The organism is Streptomyces sp. NPDC051133, assembly GCF_040682635.1.
GTDB lineage: Bacteria > Actinomycetota > Actinomycetes > Streptomycetales > Streptomycetaceae > Streptomyces.
The window spans coordinates 46951-60350 of sequence record NZ_JBFBBK010000036.1 but is presented as its reverse complement, the minus strand read 5'-3'; the positions used below and the strand labels follow the sequence as shown (position 1 = coordinate 60350).

The following is a 13400-nucleotide window of genomic DNA, read 5'->3' as shown; positions in this document are numbered from 1 at the left end:
TCCCCTGCCACGCCACACGCGACGCGAGGACCCACGCTGCCCGCCCACCCTCTCCCGTACCTCCCGAGGCCCCTGGACGTCTTCAACGGGGCGCCCGCCGACGAGGCCCGCGCCCTCCTCCTGGACTGCCTGCACAGCCTGCGCTGGGCCCACCGCCTCGCCGACCACCGCCCGTACCCCGACCTGGACGCCCTCCTGGCGGCGGCGGACGAGGCGGCGTACGACCTGTCGCCGGGCGACCTGTCGGAGGCGCTCGCGGGTGAATCCCTTCCCGCTCTCCCGGAGGGCGCGTACTCGGCGGCCCACATGGCCCTGAGCGCGGCCCACGCCGCCTACGAAGCGAGATTCGGGCACGTGTTCGTCATCTATCTGGGTGATGTCACACCGGCCGAGGCCATCGACCGCATCCTGGAGGCGATCCGATCACGATTGGCCAACGATCCCGAGGAAGAGCGGGTGATGGCCGCGGAGCAGCTCCGCCGCCTCGCGAGAAGCAGGCTGGCCACCTGCCTGGGGGGCGCGGGGCCGCACCCGTCGGCGGCCGGGCCCCGGGGCGCCGCCAGCCCGAACCCGCCCGCACCCGGCAAATAACGGGACACCCCGTGCCAGATGCCGCGCCCGCTACCCCATCCGGTGCCACTTTGATCACACAAGGTAGGCCCCCCGTAAAGCACGGCGCAGCGCATGGCTACGATGCTGGGGGCCGGTGGACCGTACCCGGCCGGGCCCGACCGACAGTGAAGCCGGCGCGGCCCTAGTCCCCGCTCCCGGAGGGTTCTTCCGTGCCGGCTGGAACGCTGTACCGCGGCCGGGAAGGAATGTGGTCCTGGGTGGCTCACCGAGTCACCGGCGTCCTCATCTTCTTCTTCCTGTTCGTTCACGTGCTGGACACCGCTCTCGTGCGTGTTTCCCCCGAGGACTACGACAAGGTCGTGTCCACGTACAAGACGCCGATCGTCGCGCTGCTGGAGTACGGCCTCGTCGCCGCCATCCTCTTCCACGCGCTCAACGGTCTCCGCGTCATCGCCGTCGACTTCTGGTCGAAGGGCCCGCGCTACCAGAAGCAGATGTTCTGGACCGTGATGGGCGTCTGGATCGTGCTGATGCTCGGGGCGATCTACCCGGTCCTCGGCCACGCCGCCCGTGTTCTCTTTGGGAGCTGACGCCGATGTCGACCACTGAAACCACCGCGTCCGGAGTCGGCCCCGTCGAAGGTGCCCCCGTCTACACCGTGGACAACCCGGCCCCGCTGATCGAGGCACCGCGCAAGCGCACCAAGAAGTCCCCGAAGTCGACCCGGGGCAACTTCGAGCTGGCGGCCTGGCTGTTCATGCGCCTGTCCGGCGTCGTGCTGGTCGTCCTGGTCATCGGCCACCTGGTGATCCAGCTCGTGCTGGACGGCGGTGTGTCCAAGGTCGGCTTCGCCTTCGTGGCGGGCCGCTGGGCCTCCCCCTGGTGGCAGGTCTGGGACCTGTTGATGCTGTGGCTCGCGATGCTGCACGGCGCCAACGGCCTGCGCACGGTCATCAACGACTACGCCGAGCGTCCTGCGTCCCGCATGTGGCTGAAGGCCCTGCTGTACACCGCCACGGTGTGGACCATCCTGCTGGGCACGCTGGTGATCTTCACCTTCGACCCGAACATCCGCTAGGCACGGGGCTGCGAGAATCATGAAGATCCACAAGTACGACACCGTCATCGTCGGCGCCGGTGGCGCGGGCATGCGCGCGGCCATCGAGTCGACGAAGCGCAGCCGCACCGCGGTGCTGACCAAGCTCTACCCCACCCGCTCCCACACGGGCGCCGCGCAGGGCGGCATGGCCGCCGCGCTGGCCAACGTGGAGGAGGACAACTGGGAGTGGCACACCTTCGACACGGTCAAGGGCGGTGACTACCTGGTCGACCAGGACGCCGCCGAGATCCTGGCGAAGGAGGCCATCGACGCCGTCCTCGACCTGGAGAAGATGGGTCTGCCGTTCAACCGGACGCCCGACGGGACGATCGACCAGCGCCGTTTCGGCGGTCACTCCCGCAACCACGGCGAGGCCCCGGTCCGCCGGTCCTGCTACGCCGCGGACCGCACCGGCCACATGATCCTCCAGACGCTGTACCAGAACTGCGTCAAGGAGGGCGTGGAGTTCTTCAACGAGTTCTACGTCCTGGACCAGCTGATCACCGAGGTCGACGGCGTCAAGAAGTCGGCCGGTGTCGTCGCCTACGAGCTGGCGACCGGCGAGATCCACATCTTCCAGGCGAAGGCCGTCATCTACGCCTCCGGCGGCACCGGCAAGTTCTTCAAGGTGACGTCGAACGCGCACACGCTGACCGGTGACGGCCAGGCCGCCGTCTACCGCCGCGGGCTGCCGCTGGAGGACATGGAGTTCTTCCAGTTCCACCCGACCGGCATCTGGCGCATGGGCATCCTGCTGACGGAGGGCGCCCGTGGTGAGGGCGGCATCCTCCGCAACAAGGACGGCGAGCGCTTCATGGAGAAGTACGCGCCGGTCATGAAGGACCTCGCGTCCCGTGACGTCGTCTCCCGCTCCATCTACACGGAGATCCGGGAGGGCCGCGGCTGCGGTCCCGAGGGCGACCACGTCTACCTGGACCTCACGCACCTCCCGCCGGAGCAGCTGGACGCCAAGCTCCCGGACATCACGGAGTTCGCGCGCACCTACCTCGGCATCGAGCCCTACACGGACCCGATCCCGATCCAGCCGACCGCGCACTACGCGATGGGCGGCATCCCGACGAACGTCGAGGGTGAGGTCCTGGCGGACAACACCACCGTCGTCCCGGGTCTGTACGCGGCCGGCGAGGTCGCCTGTGTCTCCGTGCACGGCGCCAACCGCCTCGGCACCAACTCGCTGCTGGACATCAACGTCTTCGGCCGCCGTGCGGGCATCGCCGCCGCCGAGTACTCCCACAAGGCCGACTTCGTCGAGCTGCCGGAGAACCCGGAGTCGCTGGTCGTCGAGCAGATCGAGCGGCTGCGCACCTCCACCGGCAACGAGCGGGTCGCCACGATCCGCCGCGAGCTGCAGGAGACCATGGACGCCAACGTCATGGTGTTCCGCACCGAGCAGACGATCAAGACGGCCGTCGAGAAGATCGCCGAGCTGCGCGAGCGCTACAAGAACGTGGCGATCCAGGACAAGGGCAAGCGGTTCAACACGGACCTCCTCGAGGCGATCGAGCTGGGCAACCTGCTCGACCTGGCCGAGGTCATGGCCGTCTCGGCCCTGGCCCGCAAGGAGTCCCGCGGCGGTCACTACCGCGAGGACTACCCGAACCGCGACGACGTCAACTTCATGCGCCACACCATGGCGTACCGCGAGGTCGGCGCCGACGGCTCGGAAACCGTCCGTCTCGACTACAAGCCGGTCGTCCAGACCCGCTACCAGCCGATGGAGCGTAAGTACTGATGGCTACCCCTGTTCTGGACAAGGCGGACGCGGCCGGCCGGCCCGAGCCCGGTTTCGCCGACTCCCCCTACATCACCGTCACCTTCCGGGTCCGCCGGTTCAACCCGGAGGTCTCGGCGGAGGCGACCTGGGAAGACTTCCAGCTGGAGATCGACCCGAAGGAGCGTGTCCTCGACGGCCTCCACAAGATCAAGTGGGACGTCGACGGCACCCTCACCTTCCGCCGGTCGTGCGCGCACGGCATCTGCGGCTCGGACGCGATGCGGATCAACGGCAAGAACCGCCTCGCCTGCAAGACGCTGATCAAGGACATCAACCCCGAGAAGCCGATCACGGTCGAGCCCATCAAGGGCCTGACGGTCCTGAAGGACCTGGTCGTGGACATGGAGCCGTTCTTCCAGGCGTACCGGGACGTCATGCCGTTCCTGGTCACCAAGGACACGAACGAGCCGACGCGTGAGCGGCTGCAGTCCGCCGAGGACCGCGAGCGCTTCGACGACACGACGAAGTGCATCCTCTGCGCGGCCTGCACCTCCTCCTGCCCGGTGTTCTGGAACGACGGCCAGTACTTCGGTCCGGCCGCGATCGTGAACGCCCACCGCTTCATCTTCGACTCGCGTGACGAGGCGGGCGAGCAGCGGCTGGAGATCCTCAACGACCGCGACGGCGTGTGGCGTTGCCGCACGACCTTCAACTGCACGGACGCCTGCCCGCGCGGTATCGAGGTCACGAAGGCGATCCAGGAGGTCAAGCGCGCGCTGATCACGCGTCGCTACTGATCTTCCCGGTCAGGCACATCCGGCCCGAGGGCCCTGTTTCCGATCCTCCGGAAGCAGGGCCCTCGGGCGTTTTTGTCGGGTTTCCCGCGGGCCCGGTTCTAATGTGACGACATGTCAGACAAAGAGTCCTACGAACTGCTCGGTTTCGACAACGTACTGCTCCCCGTCGGCGACCTCGGCGAGGCCGTCGGCTTCTACGAGCGGGCCGGGTTCAGCGTCGGATTCCGATTCGACGAGGGCGGGATCGCGCTGCTGAAGGTCGGCGGCGAGACGCCCGGGATCCTGCTGCACCTGGAGGAGGAGCTGCGGCACCGGACCCCTCCCTGGCCCTCGCCGCGCGTCTGGCTCGAGGTGCCGGACGCGCGGGTGGCGGCGCGGGAGCTGGCCGCGGCCGGCATCCCGCCGCTGGACGAGGTGTTCCAGGTGGCCACGGGGTGGGCCGTGGAGATCGCCGACCCGTGGGGGAACGTCCTGGGGTTCACGGACTACGGCAAGCGCCCGGAGCTCGGCCGCAGGAACTGAGCACCCTTGACTTGAACACGTTCAAAAACAGGTCTACAGTCATCCCTGTCAGCGTTTTGAACGCGTTCAAGAAGGGGTGGGGCATGGACCGCACCGTCATCGCCTACGTCGTCTACCTGATCGTCAGCATCGGGCTGACCGTCTGGGTGGCGCGCACGCTCAGCCGCAACGGCCGGATCTTCCTGGCCGACGTCCTGCACGGCAACGAGAAGCTCGCGGACGCCGTCAACCACCTCCTGGTCGTCGGCTTCTACCTGGTCAACCTCGGCTTCGTCGCGCTGTACCTGAGCGGCGACGAGACGATCGAGGACACCCGCGGCATCTTCGAGGCCCTGTCGACCAAGCTGGGCGTGGTCCTGCTGGTGCTCGGCGCGATGCACCTGGGCAACGTCTACGTGCTCAACCGGATCCGCCGGCGCGGGATCATGGAGCGGGAGCAGCTGCCCCCGGTCGCCCCGCAGGAGTGGATCGCGCCGACGGCCGGGGCGTGACCACCGTGACCGGCGAGGCCTCCACGGCCGGCGGGACCACCGCGGCCGGCAGGACCACCGCGGCCGGCAGGACCACCGCGAGGGACCGGGGCGTCACGGGGGGCGTCCCGGTCCGCGGGCTGACCGTCCTCTACGACGCCGAGTGCGGCCTCTGCACCCACCTGCGCACCTGGCTGGCGCGCCAGCCGCAGCTGGTGCCCCTGGAGCTGGTCCCGGCGGGCTCGGCCCAGGCACACGCCCGCTTCCCCGGGCTCGACCACGGCGCCACCCTCGACGAGGTCACCGTCATCGGCGACTCCGGGCAGGTCTACCGGGGTTCACGCGCCTGGATCGTCGTCCTGTGGGCCCTGCGCGAGCACCGGCCCCTCGCCCACCGGCTGAGCACCCCGGCCGGCGCCAAGCTGGCGCGCGGCGCGGTGCTGGCGGCGGCGAAGTGGCGGGGCGCGCAGCAGACGTGGGGCGGGCAGCACACCTACCGGCGGCAGGACGGGTGGGCCTACCACCCGCGGACGGGCTGGACCTACGCACCGCCCTCCTGCGCCGACGGCGGCTGCGCCACTCGTTAGGCTCTTCTACCGTGCCCGCGAACAACGACGGCCCCGAGCCGGCCGCCCCCCAGAGCAGCAAGTCCGAGCAGACCCGCGCGCTGATCCTGGAGACCGCCATGCGGTTGTTCCAGGAGCGCGGGTACGACAAGACGACCATGCGGGCCATCGCCAAGGAGGCCGGGGTCTCCGTCGGAAACGCCTACTACTACTTCGAGGGCAAGGAACACCTCATCCAGGGCTTCTACGACCGGATCGCCGCCGAGCACCAGGCGGCGGTCCGCGAGATCCTGGACCGGGAGACCGACCTGGAGGCCCGGATCGCGGGCGTGCTGACCGCATGGCTGGACATCGCCCGGCCGTACCACGAGTTCGCCGTCCAGTTCTTCAAGAACGCCGCCGACCCCGACAGCCCGCTCAGCCCCTTCTCCCCGGAGAGCGAGCACGCCCGCGAGCAGGCGATCAGCGTGCACCGCGAGGTCCTGGCCGGCTCCAAGTCCAAGGTCGCCCCCGAACTGCGGGAGATCCTCCCGGAATTGATGTGGCTCTCGCAGATGGGCCTGGTCCTGTACTGGGTCTTCGACCGCACGGAGGACCGCGAGCGCAGCTACCGGCTCGCCAAGCGGGGGGCGCGCCTCACCGCGCGGGGCGTGGCCCTGGCCCGCTTCCGGGTCCTGCGCCCCCTGGTCCTGGAGGTCCACGAACTGTTCACGGACTTCCTGCCGGGCATGACCAAGGCGCTGCCGGACCCGGCGGCCAAGGGGCGGGCCGAGAAGCGCGGCTGATCAGATCCACTGCAGGCGCCACAGGCGGAACACGCCCGTGCCGTCCGTCAGATACTGGCCGCCGCCCACGTCCTCGATGCTGACCACGTACTCCTTGCGCTGCCACAGCGGGATCAGCGGGACGTCCTGGGCGACGTCCCCCTGGATGTCCTTGAAGTCGTTCGCGGCCCGGCTGCGGTCGGGGAACTGCTGGCTGTCCAGGATGAGATGGTCGACCAGCTTGTTGCTGTACCCGGTGCTCATGGTGGAGTCGCTGCCGACGAGCGCGGCGCCGAAGGTGTCCGGGTCCGGGTAGTCGGCCACCCAGCCGACCGCCCACGCGTCCATCTTCCCGGCGGCCCAGCGCTTCTGGAAGTCGGTCCACTCGTATCCCTTGACGTCCACCTGGAACAGGCCGCCCGCCTCCAGCTGCTTCTTCAGCGCCGCGGCCTCCTCCGCGCCCGCGCCCCGGCCGATGCCGTACCCGAAGGTGAACCGCACCGGCAGGGTCACCCCCGCCCGGGTCAGCAGCTCGCGCGCCTTCGCGACGCTCTGCTGCGGGTAGGTGTCGAAGAACGACGTGGTGTGGCCGGTGATCCCGGTCGGGATCAGCGAGTAGAGGGGGTCGACCGTGCCCTCGTAGACCGTCGCCGCCAGCTCCTCGCGGTCGACCAGCCAGGCCATCGCCCGGCGCACCCGCACGTCGTGCAGCGGGGAACCCGCGCGCGTGTTGAGGTACAGGTTGCGGGTCTCGGCGCTGTCGGACTCGGTGACGCGCTGCCCGGGGTCGCTCGGGTTCAGCTGGGAGAGCACGTGCGGCGGCAGCGTGCGCGTGGCGACGTCGACCTGCTTCGCCCTCCAGGCGCTGTCCAGCTTCGCGGAGTCGGTGTAGTAGCGCAGCTCGACCGGCCGGCCGGTGCCGCTGAGGTAGCCCTTGTAGTGCCCGTTCGGCGCGAGGTCGGCCTTCTGGTCCTTGGTGTACGAACTCAGGCCGTACGGGCCGGTGCCGTCGACTTCGGACCCGGCCCGCAGGGCGTCGGCCGGGTACTTCTCCTTGTCCACGATCGACCCGGCGCCGGTGGCGACCTTCAGCGGGAAGGTGGCGTCCGCGGACGACAGATGGAAGGTGACCGTGGCCGCGTCGTCCGCCGTCACCGAGGCGAGCGTGGAGAACAGCGACGCCGGGCCGACATCGGAGTTGATCTTCTTGACCCGGTCGAAGGAGTACTTCACGTCCTCGGCCGTCATCGCGCGCCCGCTCGGGAAGGTGATCCCGGACCGCAGCGTGCACCGGTACGTCCGCAGCCCGCTGCCCTGGAACGCGCAGCTCCGCGCCGCGTCCGGGACCGGTTCGACCCCGTCCGGCTCGAACGTCAGCAGCGACTGGAAGACGTTGCTGAACAGGGCCCAGGAACCGGCGTCGTAGGCACCTGCCGGGTCGAGGTCCGTGACGGCGTCCGTCGTACCGACCGTGATGGTCTTGTTCTTGTCCCCCTGCGACGGCAGCAGTTGCCAGCCGCCGATTCCCACGACCGCCAGCACCGACAGCGTCACGAGAATGCGCATGCGAACAGATCGCATGGTGGTGCCCTCCCCAGGCCCCTCGAGGCCCTACCCCTGGCCCGCACGATCCCGCCACTCCCCTAAGTGACGCGGCTCACCTAACCACACCTGTTTCGCCGGGGGGAAGGGCTTTCTGACCAGATGTGCGAGAACACGCGGGGGCGCAGGGGTTATGACGTTCGGCGCAGTGCGCGCAGACCGCGCAACCCGATGACCCCGATGACCGTCCCCAATACGAAGGAGACGACCGCCAGCAGCAGGTGCACCCAGAAGTACGCGGTCGGGTGACCGTCGTCGAAGGCGAGCCCGCTGCCGTCCTTGATCAGGTTCTTGACGAAAGTGACCCAGATGACCCAGGACCACACCCCGAAAGCGAGCAGGAACCAGGAGACCGGGCGGCTGAGCTTCATGGGACCAGTATCGCTGCCGGCCATCCGGTCCCGTTCCCGGGGTGGGGTGGGTCTTGGGACTTCCCGGTGCGCTCCAGGTACGTTTCCGACCGTGCCCGCTCCCCACACCACCGTCCGGCGCGCCCTGCTGGTCACCTCCGCCGCCCTGCTGTCCCTCTCCGCCGCCGCGCCCGCGGCCCTCGCGGCGCCCACGCCCTCCACCGGCCCGACGGCCACACCACCGGCCCGGATGTCGTCGCTGGGCGGTGCCCGGCTCGGCCAGGCCGGTACGCAGGTCAACCTCGCCCCGGGCGTGCCCGTGCTGCCCAAGGACCTCACGGCGCTGTCCTGGATCGTCTCCGACGCCGAGTCGGGCCAGGTGCTCGCGGCACACAACGCGCACTGGCGGCTGCCCCCGGCGAGCACGCTGAAGATGCTGTTCGCCGACACCCTGCTGCCCAGGTTCCCGAAGACCATGGAGCACAAGGTGGCGCCGGCCGACCTCGCGGGCATGGGCGCCGGCTCCAGCGTGGTCGGGATAAAGGCGGGGCGCAGCTACACGGTCCACGACCTGTGGCTCGGGGTCTTCCTGCGCTCCGGCAACGACGCCGTGCACGTGCTGGCCGCGATGAACGAGGGTGTCGGCCGGACCGTCAAGGACATGCAGGACCACGCCGACGAGCTGCAGGCCCTGGACACCCGGGTGGTCTCCCCCGACGGCTACGACGCGCCGGGACAGCTGTCGTCGGCGTACGACCTGACGCTGTTCGCCCGCTCCGGGCTGCAGAAGAAGGACTTCCGGGACTACTGCTCGACCGTCAGCGCCAAGTTCGGCTCCAGCGAGATCCGCAACACCAACCGGCTGCTGAGCGGCGACACCGACGTCCCCGTCTACCAGGGCATCGCCGGCGTGAAGAACGGCAACACCAGCCACGCGGGCGCCACCTTCACCGGCGTCGCCGAGCGCGGCGGCAAGGTGCTGCTCGTCACGGTGATGAACCCGCAGAAGCACGAGCACAACGAGGTCTACAAGGAGACCGCGAAGCTGTTCGACTGGGGCTTCCAGGCGGCCGGCAAGGTGACGCCGGTGGGCGAGCTGGTGCCGCCGAAGAGCGCCGCGGCGTCCACCGCGCGGCCGAGCGCCGGCGCCTCCTCCGGGCAGGCCTCGTCGGGTCAGGCCGCTGCCGGGACCGACGGGTCCGGCACCAAGCGGGTGGCGAGCACCACGACCCGCTCCGGCAGCCGCGGGATCGGCACCGCCCTGGCCGTCGCGGGCGGGCTGCTGGTGCTGCTCGGGGGCGGGGCGTTCCTCGTCAACCGCCGGTGGCCGCTGCCGGACCTGATGCGCCGTCGGACGCGTCCCTGACGTCCGCGAGCTCGGCCCCCGCGCTCCGCGTCGCCGTCCAGGAGGCGCAGAACAGGACCAGTTTCGTGGTGAAGTTGATCCACAGCAGCAGGGCCACGGGGACGCCGAACGCGCCGTACATGCTCTTCGCCGCGACCCCCTGGATGTAGCCGCTGAGGAGCAGCTTGAGCAGTTCGAAGCCGATCGCGCCGAGCAGCGCGGCCACCAGCAGCCGGCGGCGCGGCGGCTCCACCCCGGGCAGCATGGTCAGGACGTAGAGCAGGACCAGGAAATCGGCCAGCACGGCGACCGAGAACGCCGCGAGCCGCAGGAGCGCGCTGCCCCAGCCGTGCTCGGCCAGTCCGAGCCGGTCCGAGACGACGCCGACGGCGGCCGAGGCGAGCGTGGACGCGGCGAGCGTGACCAGCAGGGCGCCGCCGAGGCCGAGCAGGATGCCGGCGTCCTTCGCCTTGGCCAGCACCGGGTTCTGCTGCTGGTCGGGCAGCTCCCACACCGCGCGCAGGCAGTCCCGCACCTGACCGACCCAGCCGATGCCCGTGAGCAGCAGCACGGCGCCCGCGATGACGCCGACGGTGCCGGCGTTGTCGACGAGCGAGGTGAGGTCCAGCTGGTCGGAGACCACGCCCGGGAACTGCTCGGCGATCTTCAGCTCGACGGTCTTCTGCCGGTCCGCGGAGAGCGTGGCGGCGCTGATCGCGGCGGCCACGGTGAGCAGCGGGAACAGCGCGATGAAGCTGACGAACGTCATGGCGGCGGCCAGCCGTGTCCACTTCACCCGGTCCAGCCGCTCGTAGCACCGCCACGCGTGGGTCGTCATCAGCCACGTGACGACCGGGCCGATGCCGGGCAGTCTCTTCAGCCAGTCCATGATCGGTCCTTGCCCGCTCCGGGGCGGCGTGAACACCGCGTTTCTCCGCCGAAACGCTCATATCCGGGCGATACGGTCAGCTGTCATGAAGGATGCCACCGAACTCCCCCGGTCCCTGCTCGTCCTCGGCGGCACGTCCGAGATCGCGCTGGCCACCGCACGCCGGCTGATCGCCCGCCGCACCCGCACCGTGTGGCTCGCGGGCCGACCCTCCCCCGCCCTGGACGAGGCCGCCGACCACCTGCGCTCCCTCGGGGCCGACACCCGCACCGTCGCCTTCGACGCCCTCGACCCCGCGTCGCACGAGACCGTCCTCGGCAAGGTCTTCGCCGAGGGCGCCATCGACATGGTGCTGCTCGCCTTCGGCGTCCTCGGCGACCAGGCCCACGACGAGCGGGACCCGCTCCGCGCCGTCCACGTCGCCCAGACCAACTACACCGGAGCCGTCTCCGCCGGGCTGGTCGCCGCCGGGGCCCTGCAGAACCAGGGCCACGGCTCGCTCGTCGTCCTCTCCGCCACCGCCGCCGAACGCGCCCGCCGCGCCGACTTCATCTACGGCTCCAGCAAGGCCGGACTCGACACCTTCGCCCAGGGCCTCGGCGACGCCCTGCACGGCACCGGCGTCCATGTCATGGTCGTACGCCCCGGCTTCGTCCGTACGGCGGCGACGGCCGGCCGCGAGCCGTCCGGCCCCGCCACCACGCCCGAGGCGGTCGCCACGGCCATCGAACTGGGCCTGCGCCGCCGGGCGGAGACGATCTGGGTCCCCGGCCCGCTCCGCCTGCTGACGACGGCACTGCGCCATCTGCCTCGGGGGGTGTTCCGGAGGCTGGGGGTGTGAGGGGGCCGGTGCTAGCGGCTTGCGATCGTCCCGCGTTCGACGTCGGTGTGGGCCGCCTGCGGGGGCACCACCGAGCCCCCGAACGTGTACTCCCGCAGCTTGCGCCACACCCCGTCCGCGCCCTGCTCGTAGAGGGCGAAGCCGGTGCACGGCCACTGCGCGTCGAAGCAGGCCAGCTCCTCGAAGGCGCGGTCCATCGCCGCGTCGTCGATGCCGTGGGCCACCGTGACGTGCGGGTGGTACGGGAACTGCAGCTCACGCGCGACCGGCCCGGAGGCGTCCCGGAGCCGCTGCTGCAGCCGGGTGCACTCCTCGGCGCCCTGCACGACACGGACGTAGACCACGGGCGACAGCGGCCGGAAGGTGCCCGTGCCGGACAGCCGCATCGGGAACGGCCGGCCCGCCCCGGCGACCCGGCCGAGGTGCGCCTCGACGGCCGGCAGCCCGGCCTCGTCCACCTCGGTCGGCGGCAGCAGGGTGACGTGCGTGGGGATGCCGTGAGCCGCGGCGTCGCCGAAGCCCGCGCGCCGCTCCTGGAGCAGGCTGCCGTGAGGCTCCGGGACCGCGATCGACACGCCGATCGTTACGGTCCCCACGTCGTCTCCTGTCGTCACGTCTGTTGTGTTCTCAGTCGCCCGGGTATCGACTGTACGGCCACCGCTGCCCCGTGGGCAGGCGCAGCGGAAGTGATGTGCAGCGCTCTGCTCCACGGACGTGTGTGCGGTCGTACGCCTCAGTGCTTCGCGGGGAGGAAGCCGACCCGCTCGTACGCCAGCGCGAGCGTCTGGGCGGCGACGGCGCGCGCCTTCTCCGCGCCCTTGGCGAGGATCTTGTCGAGCGTCTCGGAGTCGTCCAGGTACTGCTGCGTGCGCTCCCGGAACGGCGTCACGAACTCGACCATGACCTCGGCCAGGTCCGTCTTGAGGGCGCCGTACATCTTGCCCTCGTAGTCCCGCTCCAGCTCCTCGACGGACTTGCCGGTCAGCGTGGAGTAGATGGTCAGCAGGTTCGACACGCCCGGCTTGCTCTCCACGTCGTAGCGGATCACGGTGTCGGTGTCGGTGACGGCGCTCTTGACCTTCTTGGCCGTGGTCTTCGGCTCGTCGAGCAGGTTGATCAGACCCTTCGGCGTGGACGCCGACTTGCTCATCTTGATCGACGGGTCCTGCAGGTCGTAGATCTTCGCCGTCTCCTTGAGGATGTACGGCGACGGGATCCGGAAGGTGTCGCCGAAGCGCCCGTTGAACCGCTCGGCGAGGTCGCGGGTCAGCTCGATGTGCTGGCGCTGGTCCTCGCCGACCGGCACCTCGTGGGCCTGGTAGAGGAGGATGTCCGCGACCTGGAGGATGGGGTACGTGAAGAGGCCGACGGAGGCCCGGTCCGCGCCCTGCTTGGCGGCCTTGTCCTTGAACTGGGTCATCCGGCTCGCCTCGCCGAAGCCGGTGAGGCAGTTCATGACCCACGCGAGCTGGGCGTGCTCGGGGACATGGCTCTGCACGAAGAGGGTGCAGCGGTCCGGGTCCAGACCGGCGGCGAGCAGCTGGGCGGCGGCGAGACGGCTGTTGGCGCGCAGCTCCTTCGGGTCCTGCGGGACCGTGATCGCGTGCAGGTCGACGACCATGTAGAACGCGTCGTGGGTCTCCTGCAGGGCCACCCACTGACGGACGGCGCCGAGGTAGTTGCCGAGGTGGAACGAGCCTGCGGTGGGCTGGATTCCGGAGAGCACGCGGGGTCGGTCAGCAGAGGCCATGTCGCCCATTCTCTCATCGGCCGGGGGTGGGATCGGCCCGTGAGGCGGGGGTGATCCGGGGCGCGGGGGGCCGCGGGCCGTCTCCGGTCGCCCGCGC

General features: G+C 70.3%; 16 protein-coding genes. 11 read left to right on the top strand and 5 right to left on the bottom strand.

The window, feature by feature from the left end:
* Positions 1 to 36: 36 nt before the first annotated feature.
* The 9 genes from AB0N17_RS31220 (at position 37) to AB0N17_RS31180 (ending at position 6547) form a co-directional block, all read left to right on the top strand.
* Entirely contained in the window at positions 37 to 591 is a 555-nt protein-coding gene (locus AB0N17_RS31220; RefSeq protein ID WP_366014944.1) for a 2-oxo-4-hydroxy-4-carboxy-5-ureidoimidazoline decarboxylase, read from the top strand.
* A 191-nt stretch (positions 592 to 782) separates the two neighbouring features.
* Positions 783 to 1163 (top strand): succinate dehydrogenase, cytochrome b556 subunit, encoded by a 381-nt coding sequence (gene sdhC / locus AB0N17_RS31215; protein ID WP_365580018.1) that lies wholly within the window; start codon positions 783 to 785, stop codon positions 1161 to 1163.
* A gap of 5 nt (positions 1164 to 1168) precedes the next feature.
* Positions 1169 to 1651, top strand: coding sequence for a succinate dehydrogenase hydrophobic membrane anchor subunit (locus AB0N17_RS31210; RefSeq protein WP_366014919.1), 483 nt, complete (start codon positions 1169 to 1171; stop codon positions 1649 to 1651).
* A gap of 19 nt (positions 1652 to 1670) precedes the next feature.
* On the top strand, positions 1671 to 3425 hold the full coding sequence (gene sdhA / locus AB0N17_RS31205) for a succinate dehydrogenase flavoprotein subunit (protein WP_366014918.1): 1755 nt from the start codon (positions 1671 to 1673) through the stop codon (positions 3423 to 3425).
* The gene (locus AB0N17_RS31200; RefSeq protein WP_366014917.1) at positions 3425 to 4204 is read left to right on the top strand and encodes a succinate dehydrogenase iron-sulfur subunit; all 780 of its coding nucleotides are present in this window, start codon (positions 3425 to 3427) and stop codon (positions 4202 to 4204) included. The genes sdhA and AB0N17_RS31200 overlap by 1 nt, the downstream gene beginning before the upstream one ends.
* Positions 4205 to 4315: 111 nt before the next feature.
* Positions 4316 to 4726 carry a VOC family protein gene (locus tag AB0N17_RS31195; RefSeq protein WP_366014916.1) on the top strand — a complete coding sequence of 137 codons (411 nt, stop codon included), beginning with the start codon at positions 4316 to 4318 and terminating at the stop codon, positions 4724 to 4726.
* Between the two features lie 83 nt (positions 4727 to 4809).
* Positions 4810 to 5217 (top strand): hypothetical protein, encoded by a 408-nt coding sequence (locus tag AB0N17_RS31190; RefSeq protein ID WP_366014915.1) that lies wholly within the window; start codon positions 4810 to 4812, stop codon positions 5215 to 5217.
* Positions 5218 to 5336: 119 nt separating this feature from the next.
* A complete protein-coding gene (locus AB0N17_RS31185) occupies positions 5337 to 5783 on the top strand; it encodes a DUF393 domain-containing protein (protein WP_366014943.1) in 447 nt (148 codons plus the stop codon).
* Between the two features lie 11 nt (positions 5784 to 5794).
* A complete protein-coding gene (locus AB0N17_RS31180) occupies positions 5795 to 6547 on the top strand; it encodes a TetR family transcriptional regulator (protein WP_366014914.1) in 753 nt (250 codons plus the stop codon).
* Here the strand turns inward: AB0N17_RS31180 and AB0N17_RS31175 are convergent, their stop codons facing one another.
* The gene (locus AB0N17_RS31175; RefSeq protein ID WP_366014913.1) at positions 6548 to 8092 is read right to left on the bottom strand and encodes an ABC transporter substrate-binding protein; all 1545 of its coding nucleotides are present in this window, start codon (positions 8090 to 8092) and stop codon (positions 6548 to 6550) included.
* Positions 8093 to 8259: 167 nt separating this feature from the next.
* Positions 8260 to 8499, bottom strand: coding sequence for a hypothetical protein (locus AB0N17_RS31170; protein ID WP_366014912.1), 240 nt, complete (start codon positions 8497 to 8499; stop codon positions 8260 to 8262).
* A 91-nt stretch (positions 8500 to 8590) separates the two neighbouring features.
* Between AB0N17_RS31170 and AB0N17_RS31165 the strand changes: the two genes are divergently transcribed.
* Positions 8591 to 9844 carry a D-alanyl-D-alanine carboxypeptidase gene (locus AB0N17_RS31165; protein ID WP_366014911.1) on the top strand — a complete coding sequence of 418 codons (1254 nt, stop codon included), beginning with the start codon at positions 8591 to 8593 and terminating at the stop codon, positions 9842 to 9844.
* Here AB0N17_RS31165 and AB0N17_RS31160 read toward each other — a convergent pair.
* Positions 9792 to 10712, bottom strand: a complete 921-nt coding sequence (locus AB0N17_RS31160) for a YihY/virulence factor BrkB family protein (protein ID WP_366014910.1) — start codon at positions 10710 to 10712, stop codon at positions 9792 to 9794. The genes AB0N17_RS31165 and AB0N17_RS31160 overlap by 53 nt on opposite strands.
* 85 nt (positions 10713 to 10797) lie before the next feature.
* Here AB0N17_RS31160 and AB0N17_RS31155 point away from each other — a divergent pair, with 85 nt between their 5' ends.
* On the top strand, positions 10798 to 11553 hold the full coding sequence (locus tag AB0N17_RS31155; protein ID WP_366014909.1) for an SDR family NAD(P)-dependent oxidoreductase: 756 nt from the start codon (positions 10798 to 10800) through the stop codon (positions 11551 to 11553).
* Between the two features lie 11 nt (positions 11554 to 11564).
* Here the strand turns inward: AB0N17_RS31155 and AB0N17_RS31150 are convergent, their stop codons facing one another.
* Together AB0N17_RS31150 and trpS are read right to left on the bottom strand one after the other, a co-directional pair.
* Positions 11565 to 12149 (bottom strand): 2'-5' RNA ligase family protein, encoded by a 585-nt coding sequence (locus tag AB0N17_RS31150; RefSeq protein ID WP_366014908.1) that lies wholly within the window; start codon positions 12147 to 12149, stop codon positions 11565 to 11567.
* A 137-nt stretch (positions 12150 to 12286) separates the two neighbouring features.
* On the bottom strand, positions 12287 to 13303 hold the full coding sequence (gene trpS, locus AB0N17_RS31145; protein WP_366014907.1) for a tryptophan--tRNA ligase: 1017 nt from the start codon (positions 13301 to 13303) through the stop codon (positions 12287 to 12289).
* Positions 13304 to 13400: the final 97 nt, after the last annotated feature.

What these genes read in the sequence shown, in the direction of transcription:
- AB0N17_RS31210 (WP_366014919.1), top strand. Translation starts at nt 1,169, where the DNA reads ATGTCGACCACTGAAACCACCGCGTCCGGAGTCGGCCCCGTCGAAGGT.
- sdhA (WP_366014918.1), top strand. Translation starts at nt 1,671, where the DNA reads ATGAAGATCCACAAGTACGACACCGTCATCGTCGGCGCCGGTGGCGCG.
- AB0N17_RS31200 (WP_366014917.1), top strand. Translation starts at nt 3,425, where the DNA reads ATGGCTACCCCTGTTCTGGACAAGGCGGACGCGGCCGGCCGGCCCGAG.
- AB0N17_RS31195 (WP_366014916.1), top strand. Translation starts at nt 4,316, where the DNA reads ATGTCAGACAAAGAGTCCTACGAACTGCTCGGTTTCGACAACGTACTG.
- AB0N17_RS31190 (WP_366014915.1), top strand. Translation starts at nt 4,810, where the DNA reads ATGGACCGCACCGTCATCGCCTACGTCGTCTACCTGATCGTCAGCATC.
- AB0N17_RS31175 (WP_366014913.1), bottom strand. Translation starts at nt 8,092, where the DNA reads ATGCGCATTCTCGTGACGCTGTCGGTGCTGGCGGTCGTGGGAATCGGC.
- AB0N17_RS31170 (WP_366014912.1), bottom strand. Translation starts at nt 8,499, where the DNA reads ATGAAGCTCAGCCGCCCGGTCTCCTGGTTCCTGCTCGCTTTCGGGGTG.
- AB0N17_RS31160 (WP_366014910.1), bottom strand. Translation starts at nt 10,712, where the DNA reads ATGGACTGGCTGAAGAGACTGCCCGGCATCGGCCCGGTCGTCACGTGG.
- AB0N17_RS31155 (WP_366014909.1), top strand. Translation starts at nt 10,798, where the DNA reads ATGAAGGATGCCACCGAACTCCCCCGGTCCCTGCTCGTCCTCGGCGGC.
- trpS (WP_366014907.1), bottom strand. Translation starts at nt 13,303, where the DNA reads ATGGCCTCTGCTGACCGACCCCGCGTGCTCTCCGGAATCCAGCCCACC.